This window comes from Rhodococcus sp. As11 (assembly GCF_048957735.1).
Classification (GTDB): Bacteria; Actinomycetota; Actinomycetes; order Mycobacteriales; family Mycobacteriaceae; genus Rhodococcus; species Rhodococcus gordoniae.
In genome coordinates, this window is the sequence record NZ_JARDJE010000017.1 from 113,653 (window position 1) to 137,823 (window position 24,171).

Annotated in this window: 25 protein-coding genes and 1 pseudogene; 15 read left to right on the plus strand and 11 right to left on the minus strand. The window is 68.4% G+C overall.

Going from position 1 to position 24,171, the window contains the following annotated elements:
• The first annotated feature begins 41 nt into the window (after positions 1–41).
• From rpmB to rpsR, 4 genes are read left to right on the plus strand one after another with little or no spacing between them, the layout of a single operon-like run.
• Positions 42–278, plus strand: a complete 237-nt coding sequence (gene rpmB / locus PV766_RS19225; RefSeq protein WP_129977298.1) for a 50S ribosomal protein L28 — start codon at positions 42–44, stop codon at positions 276–278.
• Positions 278–445, plus strand: coding sequence for a 50S ribosomal protein L33 (rpmG, locus tag PV766_RS19230; RefSeq protein ID WP_064064695.1), 168 nt, complete (start codon positions 278–280; stop codon positions 443–445). The genes rpmB and rpmG overlap by 1 nt, the downstream gene beginning before the upstream one ends.
• Positions 446–447: 2 nt before the next feature.
• The gene (rpsN, locus tag PV766_RS19235; protein WP_129977035.1) at positions 448–753 is read left to right on the plus strand and encodes a 30S ribosomal protein S14; all 306 of its coding nucleotides are present in this window, start codon (positions 448–450) and stop codon (positions 751–753) included.
• A gap of 10 nt (positions 754–763) precedes the next feature.
• Positions 764–1,021 carry a 30S ribosomal protein S18 gene (gene rpsR, locus PV766_RS19240; protein ID WP_006553776.1) on the plus strand — a complete coding sequence of 86 codons (258 nt, stop codon included), beginning with the start codon at positions 764–766 and terminating at the stop codon, positions 1,019–1,021.
• Positions 1,022–1,121: 100 nt separating this feature from the next.
• Here rpsR and PV766_RS19245 read toward each other — a convergent pair whose 3' ends face one another.
• Positions 1,122–1,337: a DUF559 domain-containing protein gene (locus PV766_RS19245; RefSeq protein ID WP_421097661.1), complete on the minus strand. Its 216-nt coding sequence runs from the start codon at positions 1,335–1,337 to the stop codon at positions 1,122–1,124.
• On the opposite strand from PV766_RS19245, the gene PV766_RS19250 reads away from it, so the two are divergent.
• The 4 genes from PV766_RS19250 to PV766_RS19265 all read left to right on the plus strand — a co-directional run bounded on the left by PV766_RS19250 (position 1,336) and on the right by PV766_RS19265 (position 4,466).
• Positions 1,336–1,794 carry a hypothetical protein gene (locus tag PV766_RS19250; RefSeq protein WP_421097662.1) on the plus strand — a complete coding sequence of 153 codons (459 nt, stop codon included), beginning with the start codon at positions 1,336–1,338 and terminating at the stop codon, positions 1,792–1,794. The genes PV766_RS19245 and PV766_RS19250 overlap by 2 nt on opposite strands.
• A gap of 111 nt (positions 1,795–1,905) precedes the next feature.
• The gene (locus tag PV766_RS19255; RefSeq protein WP_421097663.1) at positions 1,906–2,832 is read left to right on the plus strand and encodes an AEC family transporter; all 927 of its coding nucleotides are present in this window, start codon (positions 1,906–1,908) and stop codon (positions 2,830–2,832) included.
• 32 nt (positions 2,833–2,864) lie between these two features.
• Positions 2,865–3,281, plus strand: a complete 417-nt coding sequence (locus tag PV766_RS19260; RefSeq protein WP_421097664.1) for a hypothetical protein — start codon at positions 2,865–2,867, stop codon at positions 3,279–3,281.
• 3 nt (positions 3,282–3,284) lie between these two features.
• Entirely contained in the window at positions 3,285–4,466 is a 1,182-nt protein-coding gene (locus tag PV766_RS19265) for an MFS transporter (RefSeq protein ID WP_421097665.1), read from the plus strand.
• On the opposite strand, the gene PV766_RS19270 is transcribed toward PV766_RS19265, so the two are convergent.
• Both PV766_RS19270 and PV766_RS19275 read right to left on the minus strand, forming a co-directional pair.
• Complete coding sequence (locus tag PV766_RS19270) at positions 4,463–6,400, minus strand: vWA domain-containing protein (RefSeq protein ID WP_129977038.1); 1,938 nt, start codon at positions 6,398–6,400, stop codon at positions 4,463–4,465. The genes PV766_RS19265 and PV766_RS19270 overlap by 4 nt on opposite strands.
• Positions 6,397–7,785 (minus strand): ATP-binding protein, encoded by a 1,389-nt coding sequence (locus tag PV766_RS19275; RefSeq protein WP_024103175.1) that lies wholly within the window; start codon positions 7,783–7,785, stop codon positions 6,397–6,399. The genes PV766_RS19270 and PV766_RS19275 overlap by 4 nt, the downstream gene beginning before the upstream one ends.
• Positions 7,786–7,860: 75 nt before the next feature.
• Between PV766_RS19275 and PV766_RS19280 the strand changes: the two genes are divergently transcribed.
• The 3 genes from PV766_RS19280 to PV766_RS19290 all read left to right on the plus strand — a co-directional run bounded on the left by PV766_RS19280 (position 7,861) and on the right by PV766_RS19290 (position 10,006).
• Positions 7,861–8,490, plus strand: coding sequence for a DUF4126 domain-containing protein (locus tag PV766_RS19280; protein ID WP_255162304.1), 630 nt, complete (start codon positions 7,861–7,863; stop codon positions 8,488–8,490).
• A 12-nt stretch (positions 8,491–8,502) separates the two neighbouring features.
• Entirely contained in the window at positions 8,503–9,468 is a 966-nt protein-coding gene (locus PV766_RS19285) for an alpha/beta hydrolase (RefSeq protein ID WP_421097666.1), read from the plus strand.
• A 295-nt stretch (positions 9,469–9,763) separates the two neighbouring features.
• The gene (locus PV766_RS19290) at positions 9,764–10,006 is read left to right on the plus strand and encodes a hypothetical protein (protein WP_016932169.1); all 243 of its coding nucleotides are present in this window, start codon (positions 9,764–9,766) and stop codon (positions 10,004–10,006) included.
• Positions 10,007–10,046: 40 nt separating this feature from the next.
• On the opposite strand, the gene purH is transcribed toward PV766_RS19290, so the two are convergent.
• The 4 genes from purH to PV766_RS19310 are packed head-to-tail and all read right to left on the minus strand — an operon-like array spanning position 10,047 to position 15,023.
• Entirely contained in the window at positions 10,047–11,609 is a 1,563-nt protein-coding gene (purH, locus tag PV766_RS19295) for a bifunctional phosphoribosylaminoimidazolecarboxamide formyltransferase/IMP cyclohydrolase (protein ID WP_026002846.1), read from the minus strand.
• Positions 11,596–12,243: a phosphoribosylglycinamide formyltransferase gene (purN, locus tag PV766_RS19300; protein WP_174906192.1), complete on the minus strand. Its 648-nt coding sequence runs from the start codon at positions 12,241–12,243 to the stop codon at positions 11,596–11,598. The genes purH and purN overlap by 14 nt, the downstream gene beginning before the upstream one ends.
• A gap of 55 nt (positions 12,244–12,298) precedes the next feature.
• Positions 12,299–13,924: a DUF6350 family protein gene (locus PV766_RS19305; RefSeq protein ID WP_129977040.1), complete on the minus strand. Its 1,626-nt coding sequence runs from the start codon at positions 13,922–13,924 to the stop codon at positions 12,299–12,301.
• Positions 13,925–13,973: 49 nt separating this feature from the next.
• On the minus strand, positions 13,974–15,023 hold the full coding sequence (locus PV766_RS19310) for a DUF5336 domain-containing protein (RefSeq protein WP_129977041.1): 1,050 nt from the start codon (positions 15,021–15,023) through the stop codon (positions 13,974–13,976).
• Positions 15,024–15,106: 83 nt separating this feature from the next.
• On the opposite strand from PV766_RS19310, the gene PV766_RS19315 reads away from it, so the two are divergent.
• Positions 15,107–15,730, plus strand: a complete 624-nt coding sequence (locus tag PV766_RS19315) for an IMPACT family protein (protein ID WP_129977042.1) — start codon at positions 15,107–15,109, stop codon at positions 15,728–15,730.
• Between the two features lie 62 nt (positions 15,731–15,792).
• Here PV766_RS19315 and sucD read toward each other — a convergent pair whose 3' ends face one another.
• Together sucD and sucC are read right to left on the minus strand one after the other, a co-directional pair.
• Positions 15,793–16,695: a succinate--CoA ligase subunit alpha gene (gene sucD, locus PV766_RS19320; protein ID WP_016932175.1), complete on the minus strand. Its 903-nt coding sequence runs from the start codon at positions 16,693–16,695 to the stop codon at positions 15,793–15,795.
• A gap of 16 nt (positions 16,696–16,711) precedes the next feature.
• Positions 16,712–17,881: an ADP-forming succinate--CoA ligase subunit beta gene (gene sucC, locus PV766_RS19325; protein ID WP_016932176.1), complete on the minus strand. Its 1,170-nt coding sequence runs from the start codon at positions 17,879–17,881 to the stop codon at positions 16,712–16,714.
• A 448-nt stretch (positions 17,882–18,329) separates the two neighbouring features.
• Here sucC and PV766_RS19330 point away from each other — a divergent pair, with 448 nt between their 5' ends.
• Positions 18,330–19,310, plus strand: coding sequence for a M23 family metallopeptidase (locus PV766_RS19330; RefSeq protein ID WP_129977044.1), 981 nt, complete (start codon positions 18,330–18,332; stop codon positions 19,308–19,310).
• A 49-nt stretch (positions 19,311–19,359) separates the two neighbouring features.
• Here the strand turns inward: PV766_RS19330 and pcrA are convergent, their stop codons facing one another.
• Positions 19,360–21,738 carry a DNA helicase PcrA gene (pcrA, locus tag PV766_RS19335; protein WP_129977045.1) on the minus strand — a complete coding sequence of 793 codons (2,379 nt, stop codon included), beginning with the start codon at positions 21,736–21,738 and terminating at the stop codon, positions 19,360–19,362.
• Between the two features lie 234 nt (positions 21,739–21,972).
• Here pcrA and PV766_RS19340 point away from each other — a divergent pair, with 234 nt between their 5' ends.
• Positions 21,973–22,284 carry a chorismate mutase gene (locus PV766_RS19340; RefSeq protein ID WP_016932179.1) on the plus strand — a complete coding sequence of 104 codons (312 nt, stop codon included), beginning with the start codon at positions 21,973–21,975 and terminating at the stop codon, positions 22,282–22,284.
• A 61-nt stretch (positions 22,285–22,345) separates the two neighbouring features.
• On the opposite strand, the gene PV766_RS19345 is transcribed toward PV766_RS19340, so the two are convergent.
• On the minus strand, positions 22,346–23,797 hold the full coding sequence (locus PV766_RS19345; RefSeq protein WP_129977046.1) for an NAD-dependent succinate-semialdehyde dehydrogenase: 1,452 nt from the start codon (positions 23,795–23,797) through the stop codon (positions 22,346–22,348).
• Positions 23,798–23,899: 102 nt separating this feature from the next.
• Between PV766_RS19345 and PV766_RS19350 the strand changes: the two are divergent.
• Positions 23,900–24,171: pseudogene (locus PV766_RS19350) on the plus strand (glucose-6-phosphate isomerase); the annotation flags it as partial.

The following is a 24,171-nucleotide window of genomic DNA, read 5'->3' on the forward strand; positions in this document are numbered from 1 at the left end:
TGTCGAAAATGATTGTCGTTACCTACGAGGAAGGAGCCGGCGTGTCGGCCACCTGCCAACTCACCGGACGGCGTCCCGGATTCGGGAAATCCGTATCGCACTCCCACGTCCGCACCAGCCGCCGCTGGAACCCGAACATCCAGAGCAGGACCTATTTCGTGCCCTCACTGGGCCGCCGCATCACGGTGAACCTGTCGGCCAAGGCGATCAAGACCGTCGACCGCGACGGCATCGAGAGCGTCGTCGCACGCCTGCGCGCACGCGGGGAGAAGATCTGATGGCAGCCCGCAACGAACTCCGGCCCATCGTCAAGCTCCGGTCCACCGGCGGAACCGGCTATACCTACGTCACCCGGAAGAACCGGCGGAACGATCCCGATCGGCTCGTGCTGCGCAAGTACGACCCCGTGCTGCGCGAGCACGTCGACTTCCGTGAGGAGAAGTAGTCGTGGCGAAGAAATCGAAGATCGCACGCAACGAGCAGCGGAAGGTGATCGTGGCCCGGTACGCCGAGCGCCGCGCGGAACTGAAGGACATCGTGCGCAGGCCGTCTTCCTCCCCCGAGGAGCGCCACGAAGCACAGCGGGCACTGCAACGTCTGCCCCGCGACGCCAGTCCGGTACGATTGCGCAATCGAGACGCTGCGGACGGTCGCCCGCGCGGCCACCTGCGAAAGTTCGGGCTCTCACGAGTGCGTGTGCGTGAACTCGCCCACCGCGGGGAACTACCCGGCGTCCACAAGTCGAGCTGGTGAGGAGCGAGATATGGCAGTCAAGCGAGGACCGTCCAAGAAGTCGCGTGCCGTCGAGGGACGCAAGCCCAAGAAGAATCCCCTCTTCGCGGCGAAGATCGAGTACGTCGACTACAAGGACGTCAACCTGCTCCGCACCTTCATCTCCGACCGCGGCAAGATCCGCAGCCGTCGCGTCACGGGCCTGACCCCGCAGCAGCAGCGTCAGGTCGCCGTCGCGGTGAAGAACGCCCGCGAGATGGCTCTGCTCCCCTACGTCAGCAGCAAGTAGGTCGAAGCTTCCGACGCCGCCTCTCCCATCGGGAGGGGCGGCGTCGTCGTGTGTGCAGGTCTTGTCGAAATCAGTAGGGACTTTCGACGAGAAGTGCACGTCACACGGGTGCGCCCGAAGCCCGCAGCGCCCTGCGGACCCGTTCGACGATCGTCAGCGGACGCATTCGGAGTTGCTCGGAGTTCACCCGGACCACCGACCAGCCCAGCGATGCGAACGACTCGTAGCGCTCGATGTCCTTGGTGCGTTGACGCTCGTCGGTCCAGTGGTGCACCCCGTCGTACTCGACGGCGGTGCGCCATTCGTGCCACCCCATGTCCGCCCAACCGATCACCCCCCTCGTCGACGATCGGCACCTGGGTGGCCGGCGTCGGCAGTCCGTGATGCACGAGCAACAGGCGAACCCTGGTCTCGGGTGGAGACTCGGCGCCGGGGTCCACTCGGGGTACGACAGCGCGCACCTGCGGAAGTCCACGCTCCCCGCGGTACCGGTCGGCGAGGGCGAGGATGTCCGCCGGATCCAGTCCGGTGGCCCGGCACAACGCATCGAGTTGTTCGACGGCTCGCGCGGGTGCGAGCCACCGGGCGAGATCGAAACCGGTCCGCGCGGGAGTCGTCACCGACATCCCCTCGCGCTCGCAGACCTCCTCCTCGTGCACGGTGTCGCCGTGCACCCTCACCCCGGCCGTGCCGCGGCGACTCCCGGTCCGGAGCAGCTCCGCCGGAGCGCGACCGTCGACCCAACTGCTGCCGGATCGTCGCCCTGTGGATGAACGTTCCCGAGTGAGCAGTTGCCGTCGAAAAATTCGACTTCGATCGACAAGAACTGCACTCCGGGCGCCTGCCTCAGGAATTCATCCACAGGATCCTTAGACTGAGCAACCGTGTCGGGTGTGATCGCGGGCTTCGGTGTCATCTTCGTGATCATCGCCATCGGCTTCACGCTGGGGCGCCTGGGCACCCTCGGACACGACGCCCAGACGGTGCTCAGCCGGCTCGTCTTCTTCGTCGCCACTCCTGCTCTGCTGTTCGACGTACTCGCGACGTCCGACCTGTCGGTGATCTTCTCGCCCAACCTCTACATCGCGGCGGCCACCGCCTTCACCGTCGCGATCGTGCACTTCGTCGTCGCCAGGCTCCGGCTGCGACGCGCGGTCCCCGAAGCGACCATCGGGGCACTGTGTGCCGGATACGTCAACTCCGCGAACCTCGGCATCCCGATCGCGGTCTTCGTCCTGGGTGACGCGTCGTTCGTCGCGCCCCTGCTGTTGTTCCAGATCGTGGTGCTCTCCCCCATCGCGTTGACGATGCTCGACCTGTCGACGATGCGTGCCGGGGTCTCGCGCCTCGATACCCTGCTCGCGCCGTTCAAGAACCCCATCGTCCTCGCCGCCGCGGCCGGACTCGCCATCGCGATCAGCGGGTGGACACCGCCGGAAGCGCTGCTGCAGCCGTTCCATCTGCTCGGCGGCGCGTCGGTACCCGGTGCGCTGCTCGCGTTCGGATTGTCGCTGCAGGGGGTCCGGGTGCTCGAGAAGGGGACGAGCCCGCGCCGCGACATCGCGCTCGCCTCGGTGCTCAAGATTCTCGTCCAGCCCGTCCTCGCGTACCTGCTGGGGCGATTCGTGGTCGGCCTCGACGGTCACGCACTGTTCGCGGTGGTCGTGGTCGCGGCGCTGCCGACCGCGCAGAACGTGTTCGTCTACGCGAGCGCCTACGGCCGGGGCACGGTGCTCGCCCGCGACGCCGCGCTCGTCACCACCCTCGCCTCCATTCCTGCGATCGGCGTGACCGCCGCCCTGCTGGCGTGATGACCACGCGGCCCAGGAATACCGTGGGAGACATGCGTTCCGTCGTCCGTGTCTGCCGGGGAATCATCGTGCTTGCGATATGCCTGCTCATCGCGGCCTGCGGGTCGAGCGCCCCGGACGTGCCGGCCCTGCCGGAGAAACCGGCTCCGGCAGGGGCGACGGAGTTCTCGCCGCGGCCCGACATCGTCGACGCGCATCCGCTGGCGATCATGTCGTGGTCGCGGGTGAGCGACGACCGGATCGCCCTGCATTTCGAGACGGGCACCCCCGAGTGCTTCGGCGTCGACGCGACCGTCGCCGAAACGGACGACACGGTGACGGTGACGCTGCTCGGCGGCACCCTGCCGGAGATGCAGGACCGCATGTGCGTCATGGTCGCCGTCGTCGGCACCCTCGACGTCCCCTTGCGGTCGCCGCTCGGCGACCGGGTCGTGACGGCCGACGCCTGACGCATGCCGCTCCCTCCGCGTCACTGGCTGCTGTACCTGTGCCTGTCCACCGCTCTGCTGCACGCCGCGTTCCAGTCGATCCGTGTGCTGGTCTCCTACCGGATCCTCGCGCTGGGTGGTGACGCCGCGACCATCGGTGCCGTCACCGCTCTCTACGCGCTCGTCCCCCTGGTGGCGGCGGTACTGATGGGACGCGCCGTGGATCGTGGCCACGCGACCGCCGTCCTCCGTTCGGGCATCGTCGTCACCACGGTCGGCGCCGGGTCGATCGCTCTCAGTTCGGGACTGATCGTGCTGGCCCTCGGCAATATCGTGCTCGGACTCGGACAACTGCTCGTCACGGTGTCCGGGCAGGCGTTCGTGTCGATCCTGTCGCCGCCGGGCGAACTGGATCGCGGATTCGCCGGCATCACGTTGGGCGTGTCGGTCGGGCAGGCCGTCGGTGTGCCGGTGGCCGGCGCGATCGCCGCGACCTCCGACGACGGAAACGGATCCGTCGAGACCACGGGTGCGTTGCTGGTGATGACGGTGGTCTCGCTGCTCGCTCTGCCGTTGGTACTGGGTCTGCGCGAACCACCCGGATCGGGACGCACCGCGGAGGACGGCGCACCCCAGTCGATCCTGTCGATGCTCGCGACGAAGGGCATGAAGCCGGCGATGCTGTCGAGCCTGGTGGTTCTCGCGTCCGTCGACCTCGTCGTCGCCTATCTCCCGCTGCTCGGTGAGCAGTTCGGGTTCGGTGTGCTCCTGGTGACGATCCTGCTCACCGCCCGCACCGTGGCCTCCATCGTCGCGCGCGCTTTGTTGCCGTGGGCGCTGCGGCACATTCCGCGCACGTGGCTCCTCGTCTCCGCGACCGCGGGCACCGTCGTGCCGGTCGCGCTGATACCGCTCGTGCCGAATCCATGGGTCATCGGCGCGCTGCTCGCCGTGTGCGGAATGTTCTGGGGTGTCGGCCAGCCGCTCACGATGACGTGGGTGGTCGGACTCGTCGCACCGTCCGACCGCGCGTCGGCGCTGGCGATGCGGCTGACGGGTAATCGTCTCGGGCAGGTCGCGGTGCCCCTTGCCGCCGGGGCCGTCGCCGGGATCGCCGGCGTCGCATCGGTGTTCTGGGTGACCGCGATACTGCTGTCCGTCGCCGCGACCACCACGTGGACGTTCGCGCGTACCTCGAACGACTAGGACCTTCGGCGGGCACGGACGTAGTCGGCGACGACCGCCGCCCCGAGACCGTCGACGTCGGGCGCGACCACACGCCCCCCGACGCGCCGGGCCAGTACGTCGACGACGCGTGCGAGTCCGGGGTCGCTGCCGAGCCGGAAGATCGTCACCTGGGCACCGAGCCGCGCGACGTGGTCGAGTTCGCGCACCGTCAACCCGAGGGTGCGCGAACTCGGTGGGTAGTCGAAGGCCGCGAAGCCGTCCGCTTCGAGATGGGCGGTGGGTTCACCGTCGGTGACGACGAAGACCACCGGCTGCGCGTGGGGATGACGACGCAGATGACGACCCGCGAGCATCAGGGCATGGTGCAGATTGGTGCCCTGCTCGTACACCCCGTCGAGTCCGGCCAGTTCGGACGCCGACACCACGCGAGCGTGACGGCCGAACGCGATGAGCTGCAGCGCATCCCCACGGAATCGGGTGGACACCAGATGGTTCAGCGCCAGCGCGGTGCGTTTCATCGGCACCCAGCGACCGTCCATGACCATCGAGAACGATGTGTCGACGAGCAGCGCGACCGCCGCCTGCGTCCGCTGTTCGGTCTCGATCACCTCGACGTCCTGCACCGACATCCGCACCGGCAGCCCGGGACTGCGCAGGGTGGCGTTGGTGAGGGTGCGTACGACGTCCCATGGTTCGGTGTCGCCGAACTCCCACACCTTCGACGCGCCCGTCGGTTCACCGAGCACACCCGCGCGGCGCGACTCGCGTTGCCCGGTACGCGACGAGATGCGGTCGACGACGTCGCGCAGCGCCGCCTCGCCGAGACTGCGCATCGCCTTGGGCGACAGGCGCCACTGCCCGTCGGCACCCCGGTCGAAGAAGCCCTGCCGCTGCAGTTCCTTCTCGAGTTCGGCGAGGGTGCGCGCATCGGCCGCGGCCTCCGGTCCGAGGTGACGGGCGAGCGCGTCGAGGTCGATGTCATCGAGCGACGCCCCGGCGTACTGCTGCGACAGCTGCTCGGCGAGCTGGTCGAGTTCGGACAATTCCTGTAGAGCTGCGGTGGCCTCGCCGAGACCCATGCCCTGTTCGCCGCGCACCCGTTCCGAACCCGTCCAATCCTCCCCGGGGCGTGCGGCACGCAGGTGACCGTCGAGACGGTCGAGCTGGTTCGTCAGCGACGGGGACCCGAAGGCCTGCTGTGCGAGAGCGTCGAGTTCGTCGCGCTGTTCGGGGGTGAGCGAGTTGCGCAACCGCTGCGCCGCCGCCGCGCGCTGCGCGAGGGAATCGAGCAGTTCCTCCACGTTCTGCGGATTCTCGGGGAAGAACTCCCCGTGCTCGGCCATGAATTGCTCGAAGTCCTCGTCGGTGTCCTCGCCGCGCGCATGCTTGTCGAGCAGGTCGTTGAGGTCGTTCAGCATGTCGGTGATGCGCTGCCGGTCGGCTTCGGTGGCACCTTCGAGTGCCTGCTTCATCCCCGCGAACCGCTGGTCGAGCATCTCCCGCCCGAGCAGGTCGCGGATCTTCTCGTAGTCCTGCCGGGCCTGCGCGCTGCGCCAGTCGTAGTCGGCGAGTTCCTGCACCGCCTGCGCCGTCGACGGCGGCAGTTCCTCGATCCGCATCTCGGCGAACCGCGCGTCGTCGTCGAGGGCCCGGGCCAGTTCTTTGCGTTCCTCGAGCACGGCGCGATCGAGAAGCTCGCGCACCTCCTGGAGGGTGCCGTCGAGGTTGGTGCGGTCGAGCAGCTGTCGTCGACGCCGATTCGCCTGCGCGGCAAGCTTGTCGAGGCCACGCATACCGTCGTGACCGCGGCGCAGCAACTCCCGCAGGGCGCGCTTCGGTGACGCGCCCGCCATGACGTCGTCGCCGATCGCGGCGAGTGCGTCGCGCAGATCCACCGGCGGGGCGAGCGGATCGCCCCCGGCATACGGACCGTAGCGGGCGGACCTGCTCATCGGGAGTACACCGCCGAGCCGTCGTCGCCGGTGTCCTTGGCGATCCGTCGCGCCAGATACAACCCTTCGAGGGCGAGTTCCACTGCCGCAGCGCGACTTCCGGTGTCGGTGGCACCGAGCCGTTCGGCGACGGCATCGAGCACGGGCAGTTCGGGGAGTTCGTCGAGCAGCACCTTCGCGGTGATCCGCTCGCCGGTGACCACCGGCTCGCCCTGCTCGACGGCGGAGACCAACGGCCCGAGATCGACGCCCGCGAGTCGCGAACGGGCCGTTTCGGCCGTCGCGCGCCGGAGGAGATGATCGAGGATCTCGAATTCCCTTCCTTCCTCGCCGGATTCGAACTCGACCTTGCCTCGGAGCACCTCCACGACGGTGCCGAGATCGACGGGACGCGCGACCGGATCGTCCTCGCCCAGGACCGCACCGCGATGCAGGGCCGCGGCCGAGACGGTCTCGGCGCCGGCGACGGCGAACCGTGCAGAGACACCCGAACGCTGGTCGACGGACGTCGATTCGCGCAGCAGCCGGGTGAACCGCGCCAGGATCTCGAGCAGATAGTCGGGGACGCGGGCCTGCAGATGCGCCTCCTGCTCGATGACGGCGATCTCGTCCTCGAGTCGCGTCGGGTAGTGCGTGCGGATCTCCGCTCCGAAGCGGTCCTTGAGCGGAGTGATGATGCGGCCGCGATTCGTGTAGTCCTCGGGGTTCGCACTCGCCACGAGCAACACGTCGAGGGGCAGGCGCAACGTGTAACCGCGGACCTGGATGTCGCGTTCCTCCATGACGTTGAGCAGCGACACCTGGATGCGTTCGGCCAGGTCGGGTAGTTCGTTGACGGCGACGATGCCGCGGTGCGCGCGGGGCACGAGACCGAAGTGGATCGTCTCCGGATCACCGAGGCTGCGGCCCTCGGCGACCTTCACGGGGTCGACGTCGCCGACGAGGTCGGCGACCGAGGTGTCGGGCGTCGCGAGCTTCTCGGCGTACCGCTCGCTGCGGTGCCGCCACGCGACGGGCAGGTCGTCGCCGAGTTCGGCGGCCCGGCGGATCGACGCCGGGGTGATGGGCTCGTAGGGATGCTCGCCGAGCTCCGAACCCGCGATGACCGGGGTCCATTCGTCGAGCAGCAGCGGCAGGGTACGTAGCAGGCGGGTCTTGCCCTGACCGCGTTCGCCGAGCAGGACCACGTCGTGACCGGCGATGAGGGCGCGTTCGAGCTGCGGGACGACGGTGTCCTCGAAACCGAGGATGCCGGGCCACGGATCGGTACCGTCGCGCAGCGCGGCGAGCAGGTTGTGCCGGATCTCGTCCTTGACGGATCGTTGCACGTGGCCGGAGGCGCGGAGCTCGCCGACCGTGGAGGGGCGCGGTGTGGGTGACGTCACCTCACCCAAGGTACGACCGAACCGTCGTTTCGGCATCCGTGATCCCCCCATGGCCCGGCCACCTACACTCGCCGCATGGACACCTGGATCCTGGCGGCCCTGCTCGGGCTGGGACTCGCCGCCGCCACCGGGCTGCGTACCTTCCTGCCACTGCTGCTCTTGTCCGCCGCGGTGCACTTCGAACTCTTCGGTGTCGTCCTCAACGAATCCATGCAGTGGCTCGGGTCCACCTCGGCGCTCGTCGCCCTGGCGATCGCCACCGTCGTGGAGGTCGTCGCCGATCTCGTGCCGCTCGTGGACAACGCCCTGTCCGCCGTCGGCACGGTCATTCGGCCGATCGCGGGTGCACTCGCGGCGTGGGCGGCCTTCGCGAGCCTCGATCCCGCGACGGCGGCGCTCGCCGGCATCGTCATCGGCGCCCCGACCGCCCTGGCGGTGAGCACGGCGCAGACGGGCACGCGGGTCGCGAGCACCGCGACCACAGCGGGTTTCGGTAATCCGGTGCTGTCGATCGTGGAGAGCGTCACCTCGTTCGTCACGTCGCTGATCTCGCTGCTCGCTCCCCTGCTCGTCGTCCCGCTCCTGGCCCTGTTCGGGTGGCTCGGTGTACGGGGTTACCGCCGGGTGCGCCGGGCCCGTGCGACACGCACGAAGCCGACGGCACACCCGGGCGCCCTCGATACGGGTCGACCCGGCGGTTTCTGATAGACACATGACATGTCGGACACCGAGATCACCTTTTCCAGCGGCGACGTCACCCTGCACGGCAGTGTGCGGGTACCCGTCTCCATGAGAGGTCCGGTGCCCGGCGTCCTGCTGCTCGCCGGCAGCGGCCCCACCGACCGTAACGGCGACAGCGCGCTGCTCCCGGGATCGATCGGCACGCTGCGCCACCTCGCCGACGTGCTCGAACGCCACGGTTTCGCGAGCCTGCGGTACGACAAGCTCGGCAGCGGCACGACCGGCCTCGGCCCGTACAGCGTGGAGGACGTCGCCGATCTCGGCTTCTCGACGTTCATCGACGCCGCCTCCGACGCACTCGATTTTCTCGGCTCCCAGCGCGGAGTCGACGCGCAGCGTCTCTACGTCGTCGGGCACAGCGAAGGCGCGCTCATCGCGCTGTCGCTCGCACAGGACAACGACTCCATCGCCGGCCTGGGCCTGCTCGAACCACTCGCCGTGCGCTTGCTCGACCTGCTGACCGCGCAGATCGACGCGCAGCTCGACGCCGTGGTCGCCGCCGGCCAGCTGCCGATTCAGATCGCCGACGAACTGCGGGTCGCGCTGACGGGGGCGGTCGAGTCGCTGCGCGCCGACGGAACGCTCAGCGACGCCCTGCCCGAGCCGCTGCGCAACGCCGGTCTCGTGCCGACGAACGCGAAGGCGCTCGCCGAGGAGGACTCGCTCGACCCGCGCATGCTCGCCGCGCAGGTCGCCGGCGACCTGCCGGTACTGACCAGCGTCTCCACGAAGGACATCCAGGTGCGGGTCGAGGACGTCGACGCCCTCGACGCGGCCCTCGTGCACACCCGCCTGACGTCGCTGCGGATGACGCACACCAACCACGCGCTCAAGGACATCGGCGACCAGCAGTCCACGGGCGCCGACTACATCGCGGATCTGCCCTACTCGGAGGAGTTCACCTCGGGCTTCGAGGCGTGGCTCGACAAGCTCGAGGACTGATCATCGACGACGACGCGAAATAACAAATGTCCATTCCGCGTTGTTCGTGTATGGTCTTCCGTTAACCCACTGGTTCACACGAGAAAGGTACGGTCCGATGCGATACAAGCAGATGTACGTAGCCGGGTGTTCCGTACCGTTCTCGCACCTTTTCTTCCACTTCGCGGCGGAGCGATCCCGAGAATAGAAGTCGGACGACGACTCGTTCTCGGGCACTCGGGGCACATGGCCCCGGGTGCCCTTTCTTTATCCCCGGCCGCGACCCGTACAAGATCACCTCGACAGGAGAAACACCATGAAACTGCGAATCGAATCCGGCGGCACCGTGTCGACCGAACTGCCCGACGACCTCACCGGTCACGCCATCACCATCGACCTGAGCCGGGTCGGCGGCACCGAGAGCGGAGCCGCATCGGCAGATCTCATCCGTGAACTGCTCGATCGTGGCGCGGCCAAGCTCGTCATCTCCGACGGCCGCGGCAAGCGCACCGTCGAACCCACCGCACACGACAACGGCACCCACGCGCACGCCGCCTGAGCGACGGTGCGCGCGGGTGCCGCGCGTGGTGTGTTCGAAACTAGTGCGCGAAGTGCCGCGCGCCCGTGAGGTACAGGGTCACGCCCGCCTCGCGAGCAGCCTCGATGACCTCGTTGTCGCGCACCGAGCCGCCCGGCTGCACGATCGCCTTCACTCCGGCCTCGGTGAGCACCTGCAGGCCGTCGGCGAACGGGAAGAAGGCATCCGACGCGGCGACAGACCCGGCGACCCGCTCACCCGCGCGGGTCACGGCGAGACGCGCCGAGTCGACACGGTTGACCTGACCCATACCGACACCGACTGTCGCGCCGCCCGAGGCCAGCAGGATCGCGTTGGACTTCACGGCACGACATGCGCGCCAAGCGAATTCGAGGTCGCGCAGCGTGGCCTCGTCCGCGGCCTCACCGCACGCGAGCTGCCAGTTCGCAGTGGAGTCGCCGTCCGCGGTGAGCACGTCGCGTTCCTGCAGGAGCAGACCACCGGAGATCTGACGGATCTCGACCGGTGCCGACTGCGGCGAATCGGCGCGCAGGATGCGGATGTTCTTCTTGCGGGAGAGCACGTCGACGGCACCGTCGGCGTACGACGGGGCGATGATCACCTCGGTGAAGATCTCGGCGACCTGCTCGGCCATCTCGACGCTCACCTCACGGTTCGCGGCGATGACGCCGCCGAAGGCCGAGACCGGATCGCACTCGTGCGCGTTGCGGTGCGCGGTGGCGATGTCGTCGGCGATCGCGATGCCACACGGGTTGGCGTGCTTGATGATCGCGACGCACGGCTCGCTGTGGTCGTGCGCGGCGCGCCAGGCGGCGTCGGCGTCCTGATAGTTGTTGTAGGACATCTCCTTGCCGTGGAACTGCTCGGCCTGCGCGAGCCCCGGCTCGCCGGCCTCGTTCACGTACAGCGCCGCAGCCTGGTGCGGATTCTCGCCGTACCGAAGGACATTCGCGCGGATCCAGGTCGCGCCGGTCCACGCCGGGAACTGCGACTCGTCGTTCTCGGGAGTCGCGTAGCCGCTGTTCATCCAGCTCGCCACCGCCACGTCGTAGGCGGCGGTGTGCTGGAAGGCCTGCGCGGCAAGGCGCTTGCGCTCCTCGAGGGTGAAACCGCCACCCTCGACGGCGGCGAGCACGTCACCGTAGGCAGCCGGGTCGACGACCACCGCGACGGACGGATGGTTCTTCGCCGCGGCACGGACCATCGACGGGCCGCCGATGTCGATCTGCTCGACGCACTCGTCGGGGCTCGCACCCGAGGCGACCGTCTGCGTGAACGGGTAGAGGTTCACGACGACGAGTTCGAACGCCTCGATGCCGAGATCGGCGATCTGGTCGAGGTGGTCCTGCTTGCGGGTGTCGGCGAGGATGCCGGCGTGCACGCGCGGGTGCAGGGTCTTCACCCGGCCTTCGAGGCACTCGGGGAAACCGGTCAATTCCTCGACCTTCGTCACCGGCACGCCTGCGTCGGCGATGGTCTTTGCCGTGGAGCCGGTCGAGACCAGCTCGACTCCTGCCGCGTGGAGCCCTGTCGCCAGCTCCACCAGCCCGCTCTTGTCGTACACGCTGACCAGCGCGCGGCGCACAGTCTTACGTTCGGTCACCGGGGATCACGGCCTTTCGTCCATCGGAAACAACTCCACGGGTGGCGACGGCGGCGACCACCTCGGCAAGCAACCGTCGCTCCACAACCTTGATGCGCTCGTGCAGGGTGTCCTCGTCGTCATCGTCGAGCACCTGCACCGCTTCCTGCGCGAGAATGGGCCCGGTGTCGATGCCTCCGTCGACGAGGTGCACCGTCGAACCGGTGACTTTGACGCCGTAGGCCAAGGCGTCGGCGACGGCGTGCGCGCCGGGGAACGACGGCAGCAGCGCGGGATGCGTGTTGATGATGCGACCGGCGAACCGGTCCAGGAACGCCGGGCCCAGGATCTTCATGAAGCCCGCGGACACCACGAGATCCGGTTCGTGGGCGGCGACCGCGTCGGTCAGCGCTCGGTCCCATGCGGCACGGTCCTCGAAGTCGCGCAGTGCGACGCGGAACGACCGGATCTCCTCGTCGGCCGCGTGCCCTTCCGCAGGGCACTCGCGATCGACACCCACGGCGACGACCGTTGCGGGATATCCGTCTGTCCGAGTGGCCTCGAGCAACGAACGCAGCAGGCTGCCCGTACCCGAGGCGAGGACGACGAGCCGCGCCGGCGCGGTGGGCGGCAGCTGGTCACGCGAGGCAGTCAGGGTCCACTCCTGTGAAGTCGAGGTGGGTCGGCCGATCGACCGGCCGTAGGAGAGCCTAGTCGGCGCCCTTGTCGGCCTTGTTCGCGACCTCCTCGTCGGGCTCGTCCTCCTCGACGATCTCGACGACCTCGGCGTCGATGACGCCCTCCGAGTCCGTATCGGCGGCACCGTCCGAGTCGGGGTCGGTGTCGCTCTCCGAGTCGGGGTCGGTGTCGCTCTCCGAGACCGGCTCGTCGTCCGCCTCGGATGCACTGTCCTCGGCAGTGTCGCCGTCCTCGTCGGCCGCCGTGTTCTCGGCCGCCGTGTCCTCGGTGGCAGGAGCCTCGAGTGCAGGAGTGTCGGCTTCGGACGACTCGAATTCTGCGTCGACGTCATCCGCGTCCGCTGCGTCCGTGTCGGCTGCGTCCGCTGCGCTCTCCGCGGTCTCCTCGTCGACCGCGGCGTCGGCCCGCAGCGCGGCCGCGGCCAGCCGCCCTTCGCGCCACATCAGCAGCTGGGCCGTGATGATGCCGAGCAGCCCCGACCACGCGAAGACGAGGATTCCGGCGAGCCACCAGTTGGCACCGACCACGCCGAAGACTCCGAGTGGGCCACCCGCGACCCAGGTCGCCAGCGCCGTGACGAGTCCGGCTCCCGCTGCGGCGGCGAGTACCGTCCACGCCGCGTCGGCGCTGCCGACCGGAACACCGTCGGCTTTCGCCTGCAGGGTCCGCTGGGCGGCGAAGCGGCCGAGCAGCGCACCGATCGTCGCCGGAACGGCCAGCAGCACCGGCCAGAACGCCGCGGCCGGGCCGGAGGGGACCGCCGCGAGTACCGGCAGGGCCGGGAGGTCACCACCCGTCGCCTCGAACAGGCTCAGGTGGATGTCGCCGAAGTGCACGGTGCTGCCGGCGAGAACGGCGGCGGCTCCGATAACGATGTTGGGCAGATACAGGATCGACATCACCGTCAGACCCAGCACGCCGGTCCAGTGGTCACCGCGCGCCAGCAGTTCGCCGACGACGTTCCACGACCACAGAAGCCCTGCCACGACCGCGACCCCACCGGCCGCGAACATCCCGAGCAGCACCCGCAGCGCCGGACGGAACGCCAGCACGAGCCAGTCGGGCGCCGAGTAGTACCGCACGACCGGCTTCCACACTCGGGACCCGATACCGATGAGCGCCGCGAGGAGGTAGATGCCGGTGACCCATGCCAGGGCGGCTGCGGCGTTCGGTGGCGTCACCGGCAGCACGCTCGCCGCGTCCTGGAGCACGATCAGCGACGCGGCGGTCACCAGGAGCGGACCCGCGAGGGTTGCGACGGTGATGCGGGAGACGTCCTGCCGGTCGAGGGCGTAGCCGCTGTTCTCGACGATCGCGTCGGCCGCCGATGCGCATCCGCGTGCGGCCTGCCAGAGCAGGATCGCCGTGGGCACCAGCGGCAGCACGCCGAGCGACGTGCCGTCGATCGTGAGCGTCACCTGGTGCAGCGCGAGCCACGTTCCGGCGATCGCGGCGTAGATGCCGGTGAGGTCGCTGTTGGCGACGACCATCGTCGTCACCACGATCGTGGCCACGACGGCGAGCGTCACCGCCGGAACACGGGCCGCGGTACCGAGCAGGATGCGGAACCGCTCCGGGTCCAGGTGGTCGTCGTCGGGTGGAACGTGCCGGGTCGACCGGCCGAGCGTCGAAGTCATCGGGTCGAGAGTGTCACCGTCGCGGCGATCGTGGTGTCAGGCGCGCCGCTCACCGCTGGTCGTCCGGGGCGCGGAAGGCCTGCGTGGCGTCCTGGTCGCCGGTCGCGGAGGTGCCGGTCTCCTCGCGATGGTCCGTGCCCGTGGTGTGGGTCCCGGACTCGGTCCGGTCGGCCGGGGCGTCGGTGCGATCGGTCGATTCCGGCGTCGCGGGCGACTCCTGCACGGGGTACTGCTGCGTCGGCTGCGCGGCCGTGTACTGCTGTCCACCGGAGTACTGCTGCGCACCCGAATAGGGCTGAGCGCCGTACTGCTGGGCACCGGGATACTGCGCTCCCCCGCCGTACTGCTGGCCACCCGGGAACTGCTGCCCTCCGCCGTACTGCTGCGACCCCGGATACTGTTGCGACCCGCCGTACTGCTGGGCACCGGAGTACTCCCCCGACGACCCCTGTTGCCCCGGATACGCCTGATGCCCCGGATGAGGCGCCTCGAACTGGGACTGCCCCGCGGCGACTCCCGGCTGCTGGGAGCCGTAACCCTGCGGCTGTCCGTAGCCCTGGGGTCCGTATCCCTGGGGCGCACCGAAGCCCTGCTGCTGCGCGGATCCCGGAGCGCCACCCGATCCCGGGTACTGCCCGGCGGCCTGCGGCGATCCGAACGAGCCGCGGCCACCCGACCGCCCGGACACGAGGATGCCGAGACCGAACAGCAACGCCACGAGCGCCAGCGCGAACTGCAGGAAGCCGAGAACGAGGATCGTCACACCACCCCACGCGATTCCGGTGTCCTCGGGTAGGTGGAACAGCTGGAACAGCGACGTGACGAAACCGACGCCCGAGGCCGCGACGGCCACGGCACGCAGATCCTGGCCGGGCAGCAGCGACAGTGCGGCGCTCACACCACCGAAGAGCAGGAAGGCCAGGGGCACGACGGCGAAGCCGAAATCGAAGGAGGTGAGCGCCACCTGGGAGCCGAAGGTGATGTTCACGAACGGGGTGAGGCCGAGCAGGAAGTTCACGGCACCGAGCACGGCCACTGCGAGTGGCAGCAGCAACGGCACCACCTTGCTCTGGGCGGATGCGCCTGCGGGGAATGTCATCGATTCTCCTGCCGTCGGTCGGTGTGTGTCGGTTGCTCGTCCTGCAGTTACCAGCCTAGGGACTACCCGAGAGAATGGGGCCCATGCCGCACACTCTCGCCCCGGGTCCCGATGTCGTGGTCGAGACGGAGGTCAAACACTCGCGCTTTCTTGCCGCGGTTCGCCGTGTCGACACGGCCGACGCCGCGCTCGCCTTCGTCGACGAACAACGCCGACTGTATCCCGATGCCCGACACCACTGCTGGGCGTTCGTGGTGGGCGACGACCGGTCGATGCGCGCGGAGCGGTCGAGCGACGACGGCGAACCGGGCGGCACCGCCGGGATACCGATGCTGCAGGTCCTCCATCACCGGGATCTCGTGAACGTCGCGGTGGTGGTGACCCGGTGGTTCGGTGGGATCAAGCTCGGCGCGGGCGGTCTGGTGCGCGCGTACTCGGGCGCGGTCACCGCGGCGCTGGACGAGACTTCCCTCGTCGAACGCCGGCAGCAGGAGAAGTTCACCCTCGCGATCGATCACGCCGAGGCGGGTCGCGTGGAGGCGGAACTGCGGGGACGGGGGGTCGTGGTGCTCGACGTCGCCTATGCGGACAGGGTGGTCCTCACTGTCGCGGGGCGCGAGCGCGGTGAACTGGAGGGCTGGGTGGCATCGCTGACGTCCGGTGCGGCCGAACTCGAACCCGCGGGTGTCGACTGGATCGACGCCTGAAACGCCCGTGCGCGTTTCCGGTAGCAACAGCTACCTGAAACGCGCACGGGCGGCGAAGCTGCTTACAGCGACTGCAGGATCTCGCGAGCGAGCGCAGCGGTCTCGGACGGCGTCTTGCCGACCTTCACGCCTGCCGCCTCGAGAGCGTCCTTCTTGGCCTGAGCAGTTCCCGAGGAGCCCGAGACGATGGCGCCGGCGTGGCCCATGGTCTTGCCCTCGGGGGCGGTGAAGCCCGCGACGTAGCCGACGACCGGCTTGGTCACGTTGGCCTTGATGTAATCGGCCGCGCGCTCCTCGGCGTCGCCGCCGATCTCGCCGATCATGACGATGACCTTGGTCTCCGGGTCCTTCTCGAACGCCTCGATGGCGTCGATGTGGGTGGTGCCGATGACCGGGTCGCCGCCGATGCCGATGGCGGTGGAGAAGCCGTACTCGCGCAGCTCGTACATCATCTGGTAGGTCAGGGTGCCCGACTTGGACACGAGGCCGACCGGGCCCTTGCCGGCGATGTTCGCCGGGGTGATGCCGACGAGCGCCTCACCCGGGGTGATGATGCCGGGGCAGTTGGGGCCGATGATGCGGGTCTTGTTGCCCTTCTCGACGTTGTAGGCCCACGCGTACGCGGAGTCCTGCACGGGGATGCCCTCGGTGATGACCACGAGCAGCGGGATCTCCGCGTCGATGGCCTCGACGATGGCGTCCTTCGAGAAGGCCGGGGGGACGAACGCGATCGAGACGTCGGCGCCGGTCTCCTTGATGGCCTCGGCGACGGAGCCGAAGACGGGGAGCTCGACCGGGTTGCCGTCCTTGTCGGTGTGCGAGACCGTGGTGCCGGCCTTGCGGGCGTTCACGCCGCCGACGACCTGGGTGCCGGCCTTGAGCATGAGCGCGGTGTGCTTGGTGCCCTCGCCGCCGGTGATGCCCTGGACGATGACCTTGGAATCCTTGGTAAGGAAGATTGCCATTGTTCTGTGTGTCCCTTTACTTCGCTGCGAAGGCGAGTTCGGCCGCCTTGTCGGCAGCCTCGTCCATGGTGGCGACGACGGTGACCAGCGGGTGGTTGGCCTCGTCGAGGATGCGGCGACCCTCGTCGACGTTGTTGCCGTCGAGGCGGACGACCAGCGGCTTGTTGGCCTCGTCGCCGAGGATCTCGAGGGCCTTGACGATGCCGTTCGCGACCGCGTCGCACGCGGTGATGCCACCGAAGACGTTGACGAACACGCTCTTGACCTGAGCGTCGTTCAGGATCACGTCGAGACCGGCAGCCATGACGGCTGCGGACGCGCCGCCGCCGATGTCGAGGAAGTTGGCGGGCTTGACGCCGCCGTGCTTCTCGCCTGCGTAGGCGACGACGTCGAGGGTCGACATGACCAGACCGGCGCCGTTACCGATGATGCCGACCTCGCCGTCGAGCTTGACGTAGTTGAGGTCGTTCTCCTTGGCCTTGAGCTCGAGGGGATCGGTGGCGTCCTTGTCCTCGAACTCGGCGTGGCCGGGCTGACGGAAGTCGGCGTTGGCGTCGAGGGTGACCTTGCCGTCGAGGGCGAGGATCTGGTCGTCCGGGGTGCGGACGAGGGGGTTGACCTCCACGAGGAGAGCGTCTTCCTTGACGAAGACCTCCCACAGCTTCTGGATGGTCACGGCTGCGGCGTCGAGCACCTCGGCGGGCAGGTGACCCTTCTCGGCGATCTCGCGCGCGAAGGCCAGGTCGACACCCTTGACGGCGTCGACGGGCACCTTGGCGAGGCGCTCCGGCTTGGTGGCGGCGACCTCTTCGATCTCCATGCCGCCCTCGACCGAGCACATGGCCAGGTAGGTGCGGTTGGTGCGGTCGAGCAGGAAGGAGATGTAGTACTCCTCCGCGATGTCGCTGGCCTCGGCGACCAGCAGCTTCTTGACGATGTGACCCTTGATGTCGAGGCCGAGGATGTTCTCGGCGTGGGTCTGCGCGTCGTCTGCGGTGGCGGCGTACTTCACGCCACCGGCCTTGCCGCGGCCGCCGACCTTGACCTGGGCCTTGACCATCACCGGCTTGCCGATTTCCTCCGCGATCTCGCGGGCACCGGCGACAGTGTCGGTAACACGGCCGGCCGACGTCGGCACGTCATGCTTGGCGAAGAGTTCCTTCGCCTGATATTCGAAGAGATCCATCTGCTCACCGTCTCGTCTGCGTTCACGCCCGCTCCGGGGTATCGAGCGGGTCGTTTCGGACTCTAGTTTCTCGGCCGGGCCGCGGATCACGCGCGGCAGTCCCATGTGGTACAGGTCACGTGCGCGTCGGTTCCGGGAACGACTTCGCAGTTCCCCTCCCGAAACGTGGCCGACGCCACGATCGAGTGGAGCACTCGGTTCAGAATGACAGGTGGCCACTTGCCCATCGGCACCGGATCCCGCCTGACGGGCGCACAACGAACTCGTGACATGTCGCAGAACAGTGTTCGAGCCCGCATCGGCTGGCCCATGTCCCAATTTGCCCTGGTTTGAACTGTGATGCCACTCACATAACGTCTGCTGGACGAACTACGGCTTGCCACCCCCGCGATCGCTTCGTTACCGTCGCCTGGTCGAAGTAACGATGAGGTCACGAACGGAGGATGGCATGCGCTCTGGCAGTCCGAGTGCCGGCAGCCGAACCCGCCGTCCCGAATCGACCCCCGACGACTGGAATCCCTGGGAAGCCGCCACGCTGGATTTCCGGAACACCGGCCCCGGTCCCGAGGCGACCTACTACTCCGATTCCCACGGCCACGCCGTCCGCGACGACCGCTTCTCGCGCGATCACTCCGAGAGCAGCGACGTCACCGCTCCCGCGTCCCGTGGTGGAGCCCATCGACTTCCCACTCCCCCCACCGCCCTCAAAGGCCGCGCCGCCGTCTTCGCGGTCGCTGCCGGTGCCGTCGTGGCAGCCGGCCAGGCCGCAGCCAACGGCGGTCCGGGGCAGAGCACCGGACACTCCGAGGTCGCTCTCGCCGCCGGTGAAGCAGATTCGTCGGTCATCACCGCCACCGCCGTGCCCCAGGCCGCGCAGTTCGCACCGAGCGCCGACGCCGAGCCGTCGCAGGCTCCGCAGGTGCTCAACATCGCCGATCCGAACGATCTGTCGCAGTTCTCGAATCTCCTGGCCAAGGGTCAGCGGTTCAGCGAGGAACGCGCTGCGCGCGAGGCCGCCGCCCGCCGCCCGCTGTTCGTGCTTCCCGCCGTGGGTTCGTTCACCTCGCACTTCGGTGCCCGCTGGGGCACGCTCCACGCCGGCATCGACATCGCCGGTCCCATCGGCACCCCGATCCTCGCGGTCGCCGACGGGGAGGTCATCGATTCCGGTCCGGCCTCCGGATTCGGCATGTGGATCCGGCTCCTCCACGCCGACGGCACCGTCACCGTGTACGGGCACATCGACCAGTCGCTCGTCAGCGTGGGTCAGCGGGTCATGGCCGGCGACCAGATCGCCACCATGGGCAATCGCGGCTTCTCCACCGGCCCGCACCTGCACTTCGAGGTGCACCTCAACGGCGTCGACAAGATCGACCCGCTTCCGTGGCTCGCCACACGCGGCATCTCGCTCGGCCCCGACCGCGACTGATTGCCGACCGCAGCGGGAGCAGACGGCCGAAAAGCAAGGCCGGAGCGCCCTAGAGCTTCACCATCGGCACACCGCCGACCAGCATCAGCCGCACCTTGCCGGCACTACCGAAATCGATCACGACGGTAGCCGTGGGGCCCGACCCGCGGGTTTCGAGAACCGTTCCCAGACCGTACTTGTCGTGACTGACGCGATCGCCGACGTCGAGCACCAAGTGGTTGTTGCGTCCGCGCGCCGCACCGAAACTCGGGGTGCTCGACGAACCCCGCCCCTCGCCCGCACCGAAGCGTGAACCCGTGCCCGAACCGATCGCCTGCCCGCGTGCAGGTGTGGACTCGAGGCGTCGCCAGTCGATGAGATGTTGCGGAATCTCCTGCAGAAAACGGGATTCCGGATTGGTGAGCGGCTGCCCCCAGGACGAGCGCAATACGGCCCGCGAGAGGTAGAGACGACGCCTGGCCCGGGTGAGACCCACATACGCGAGACGTCGTTCCTCGGACAGCTCGGCCGGATCTCCGAGGGCGCGCATGTGCGGGAACTGGCCGTCCTCCCAGCCGGTGACGAAGACGACCGGGAACTCGAGACCCTTCGCGGTGTGCAGCGTCATCAGCGTGACGACGCCGGCCTCGTTCTCGGGGATCTGGTCGGCGTCGGCGACGAGCGAGACCTTCTCGAGGAACGCTGCGAGTGATCCCGGTTCGGGATCGCCCTCCTCGCGTTCGTCGTCGACGATCCCGGCCGCGTTGCGAACGTCGGCACTGAATTCCCTTGCCACGCTGACAAGTTCGTGAAGGTTGTCGAGACGGGCGCCGTCCTGGGGATCGTCGCTCGCCGACAACTCGGCGCTGTATCCGGTGCGTTCGAGGATCGCATCGACCACATCGCCGATGTCGACCATGTCGTTGCCGTCGGCGTCGCTCGCGACGAGCATCGTCCGCAGGCCGTCCATCATCTCGACGAATCCGGCGATCGCCTTCTGCGCCCGCGTGTTCAGCAGCGCGACCTTGCCGGCAGCGGCGTCGATGAGTGCCTGCCCGAAACTCACACCCAGGCGCTCGGCGTGGACCGCCACACACGCCTCGGCGCGATCACCGATACCGCGACGAGGGGTGTTGAGAATGCGCCGCAGGCTCACCGTGTCGTCCGGATTGTCGAGCACCTTCAGGTACGCGACGACATCGCGCACCTCCTTGCGCTCGTAGAACCGCACCCCGCCGACGACCTTGTAGGGCACTCCGTGCCGGATGAAGACGTCCTCGAACGCACGGGAGGCATTGTTGGTGCGGTAGAACACCGCGATGTCGGAATAGGTGGTGTCGCCGCCGTCGACGAGCCGGTCGATCTCGGCTGCGACGAACCGGGCCTCGTCGTGCTCGTTGTCGGCGACGTAACCGGTGATGAGTTCGCCCTCGCCCGAATCGGTCCACAACCGCTTCTCGCGGCGACCCGTGTTCTTGGAGATCACGGAATTCGCCGCCGACAGGATGTTCTGGGTGGAGCGGTAGTTCTGTTCGAGCAGGATCGTGCGGGCCTGCGGATAGTCGCGCTCGAACTCCTCGATGTTGCGGATCGTGGCGCCGCGGAAGGCGTAGATCGACTGGTCGGCGTCGCCCACCACGCACAATTCGCTCGGGGGAACGGCAGATTCCTCCTCCGGATCGCCTACGAGGGTGCGCACCAGCACGTACTGCGCGTGGTTGGTGTCCTGGTACTCGTCGACGAGCACGTGACGGAACCGGCGCCGGTAGTACTCGGCGACCTGCGGATGTGCCTGCAGCAGCGCCACCGTCTCGCCGATGAGGTCGTCGAAGTCGAAGGCGTTCGCCGTGCGCAGGCGCTGCTGGTAGTGCGCGTAGACCCGCGCGACGACGCGGGTGAGTTCGGTGGCCGCCGAATCGGTCTCCGCCTCGTGCGCGGCCTCGTCGGGCCCGATCAGCTCGTTCTTCAGGTTCGAGATCTGCGTGGACAGCAGCCGCGCGGAGTACTTCTTGCTGTCGAGTTCGAGATCCTTCGCGATCATCGTGAGCAGACGACGGGAGTCGTCGGCGTCGTAGATCGTGAAATTCGAATTCATGCCCGTGAGCAGAGCGGCCTGGGCGCGGAGGATCCGGACACAGCTGGAGTGGAAGGTCGAGACCCACATCGCGTTCGCGCGCGGCCCCACCAGGGCCGCCACCCGCTCGCGCATCTCGGCGGCAGCCTTGTTGGTGAACGTGATGGCGAGCACCTGACCGGGGGCGACGCCGCGCTCGGCCAGCAGATAGGCGATGCGTCGCGTGAGCACGGCCGTCTTGCCGGAGCCGGCACCCGCGACGATGAGCAGCGGGGCTCCTTCGTGCGTGACCGCTTCCCGCTGCTGCGGATTGAGCCCTTCGAGAAGAGCATCGGATCCGGGGCGGGAGTGTGCGAGTGCGACGGGAGTGTTCATCGTTTCACCAAACTACCGGACCGCCCGGACAACGGATCCGGACCGCACCGTCGATCAGGGCGAGTGGCAGGGCCGACAGGGTGAGTGGCAAACTGGGGGCCATGTCTTCTGTCCTTTGCAGGCTCGGATCGAGTTCCGGTTGTCGCTGTCGATTCCCGACGGCCGGCCCGACCCGATACCGGTAACAGCCGCTCCCAGACGGGCGATCCTTCAGAGCAGATGCGAGGAGACGACATGAGCACGCACATCGATTCTTCCCTTTCCGGCGAGCCGGCAGAAGCCGACGACGCCGGAGTGCCCACCGAAGCCGAGATCGAGGAGCTCCGCAAGGAGATCGATCGCCTCGACGCCGAGATCCTGGCTGCGGTCAAGCGGCGCACCGAGGTCTCTCGCATGATCGGGCGTACCCGGATGGCATCCGGCGGTACCCGTCTCGTGCACAGCCGCGAGATGAAGGTCCTCGAGCGGTTCAGCGAACTGGGCCAGGAAGGCCACACCCTGGCGATGCTGCTGCTCCGCCTCGGGCGTGGCCGTCTGGGTCACTGACGGCGGGGCCGTCCCGGTCACTGACGGCGGGGCCGTCCCGGTCACTGATTCCCCACCGCTCTCACTGCAGGGCGATGTACTTGGTCTCGAGAAATTCCTCGATGCCTTCGGTGCCGCCCTCGCGTCCCAGCCCGGAATCCTTGATCCCGCCGAACGGTGCCGCGACGTCCGAGACGACACCGCGGTTCACACCCACGATGCCGGTTTCGAGCGCATGCGACACGCGCAGGGCGCGGTCGAGATCGCGCGTGAAGATGTAGGCGGCGAGCCCGTACCGGGTGTCGTTCGCAGCCGCGAGCGCTTCCTCCTCCGTGTCGAAGCCGGTGACGGCCGCGACCGGTCCGAACACCTCTTCCTTCAGGATGCGTGCCTGGTGCGGCACGTCGTCGAGCACGGTGGCGGGATAGAACCATCCCGGACCGTCCGCGGCCTCACCGCCCAGTCGCACCGAGGCACCCGCCGATACCGCGTCCTGCACGAGTTCGATCACGGTCTTCTTCTGCTTCTCGTTGACGAGCGGGCCCAGCGTCGCGTCGGGCTCCGTTCCCGGCCCGAGCTTGTACGACGCCATGCGCTCGGTGAGCTTCGCGACGAACTGCTCGCGCACCGAATTGTGGACGTGGAAACGGTTCGCGGCCGTGCAGGCCTCTCCCCCGTTGCGCAGCTTGGCTGCCACCGCACCCTCGACGGCCGCGTCGAGATCGGCGTCCTCGAAGACGACGAACGGCGCGTTGCCACCCAGTTCGAGCGACGTGCGCAGCAGTGATCGACCGGCCTTCTCGGCGAGCGTGCGCCCCACCTCGGTGGAGCCGGTGAAGGTGAGCTTGCGCAATCGGGGATCCTCGAGGAGCGGACCGGTGACCTCACTCGCGTGCGAGGACGGCAGCACCGACAGGACGCCGGCGGGCAGTCCTGCCTCGTCGAAGAGTTGTGCGAGCAGCTGGATGGTGAGTGGTGTCTCGGAGGCGGGTTTGACGATGATCGTGCAGCCCGCGGCGAGGGCGGGGCCGATCTTGCGGGTGCCCATCGCGAGCGGGAAGTTCCACGGCGTGATGGCCAGGCAGGGGCCGACGGGTTGTCTGGTCACGAGGACACGTCCGGTTCCGGCCGGGGCGGGTGTGTAGCGACCGGAGATGCGGACGGCCTCCTCGGAGAACCACCGCAGGAACTCGGCCCCGTAGGTCACCTCGGACCGGCTCTCCGGCAGTGCCTTACCCATTTCGAGGGTCATGAGCAGCGCGAAGTCGTCGGCGCGGTCGGTGATCTTCTGCCAGACCGCCCGCAGTAGTTCGGCGCGTTCGCGCGGTGGGGTCGCGGCCCACGCCGGACCGGCCGCGACGGCCGCGTCGAGGGCCCGCACGGCATCACCGGGCCCGGCGTCGGCGACACGCGCGAGTTCTTCGCCGGTCGCGGGATCGTGGACTCCGAAAGTGGCTCCGTTCTCGGCCGCAACCCATTCACCGCCGAGGAACAGGTCGGTGGGGACGGACCGAATCAGTTCTGCAGCATCCATATGCCCCATCATGCGCGCCACAGCCGCTCGCTGCCGGGAACCTCGGGATCCCCGCCTTCACACACCGGGCACACCCCCTCGGGGCGCACTACTGTCGACGACATGAGCGACGTAACCGCAACGGCACCGTGGAAAGCTCTGGAAAACCATCGCGACCGGCTCGAATCGGTGTCACTGCGGCAGTTGTTCACCATCGAACCCGACCGGGTCTCGGCACTGACGATCCCCACGGGGGATCTGGTGGTCGACTTCAGCAAACAACGCCTCGACACCCCGGTGCTGCACACCCTGCTCGAACTCGCCGAGCAGACGGGTGTGGCCGCCGCCCGCGAGGCGATGCTCGCCGGTGAGCACATCAACAGCACCGAAGACCG

Excerpts from the sequence above, each read along its gene's own strand:
- rpmG (WP_064064695.1), top strand. The coding sequence starts at position 278 with ATGGCAGCCCGCAACGAACTCCGGCCCATCGTCAAGCTCCGGTCCACC.
- rpsR (WP_006553776.1), top strand. The coding sequence starts at position 764 with ATGGCAGTCAAGCGAGGACCGTCCAAGAAGTCGCGTGCCGTCGAGGGA.
- PV766_RS19250 (WP_421097662.1), top strand. The coding sequence starts at position 1,336 with ATGTCCGCCCAACCGATCACCCCCCTCGTCGACGATCGGCACCTGGGT.
- PV766_RS19245 (WP_421097661.1), bottom strand. The coding sequence starts at position 1,337 with ATGGGGTGGCACGAATGGCGCACCGCCGTCGAGTACGACGGGGTGCAC.
- PV766_RS19260 (WP_421097664.1), top strand. The coding sequence starts at position 2,865 with ATGCGTTCCGTCGTCCGTGTCTGCCGGGGAATCATCGTGCTTGCGATA.
- PV766_RS19265 (WP_421097665.1), top strand. The coding sequence starts at position 3,285 with ATGCCGCTCCCTCCGCGTCACTGGCTGCTGTACCTGTGCCTGTCCACC.
- PV766_RS19270 (WP_129977038.1), bottom strand. The coding sequence starts at position 6,400 with ATGAGCAGGTCCGCCCGCTACGGTCCGTATGCCGGGGGCGATCCGCTC.
- PV766_RS19280 (WP_255162304.1), top strand. The coding sequence starts at position 7,861 with ATGGACACCTGGATCCTGGCGGCCCTGCTCGGGCTGGGACTCGCCGCC.
- PV766_RS19285 (WP_421097666.1), top strand. The coding sequence starts at position 8,503 with ATGTCGGACACCGAGATCACCTTTTCCAGCGGCGACGTCACCCTGCAC.
- PV766_RS19290 (WP_016932169.1), top strand. The coding sequence starts at position 9,764 with ATGAAACTGCGAATCGAATCCGGCGGCACCGTGTCGACCGAACTGCCC.
- PV766_RS19305 (WP_129977040.1), bottom strand. The coding sequence starts at position 13,924 with ATGACTTCGACGCTCGGCCGGTCGACCCGGCACGTTCCACCCGACGAC.
- PV766_RS19310 (WP_129977041.1), bottom strand. The coding sequence starts at position 15,023 with ATGACATTCCCCGCAGGCGCATCCGCCCAGAGCAAGGTGGTGCCGTTG.
- PV766_RS19315 (WP_129977042.1), top strand. The coding sequence starts at position 15,107 with ATGCCGCACACTCTCGCCCCGGGTCCCGATGTCGTGGTCGAGACGGAG.
- sucD (WP_016932175.1), bottom strand. The coding sequence starts at position 16,695 with ATGGCAATCTTCCTTACCAAGGATTCCAAGGTCATCGTCCAGGGCATC.
- sucC (WP_016932176.1), bottom strand. The coding sequence starts at position 17,881 with ATGGATCTCTTCGAATATCAGGCGAAGGAACTCTTCGCCAAGCATGAC.
- PV766_RS19330 (WP_129977044.1), top strand. The coding sequence starts at position 18,330 with ATGCGCTCTGGCAGTCCGAGTGCCGGCAGCCGAACCCGCCGTCCCGAA.
- pcrA (WP_129977045.1), bottom strand. The coding sequence starts at position 21,738 with ATGAACACTCCCGTCGCACTCGCACACTCCCGCCCCGGATCCGATGCT.
- PV766_RS19340 (WP_016932179.1), top strand. The coding sequence starts at position 21,973 with ATGAGCACGCACATCGATTCTTCCCTTTCCGGCGAGCCGGCAGAAGCC.
- PV766_RS19345 (WP_129977046.1), bottom strand. The coding sequence starts at position 23,797 with ATGGATGCTGCAGAACTGATTCGGTCCGTCCCCACCGACCTGTTCCTC.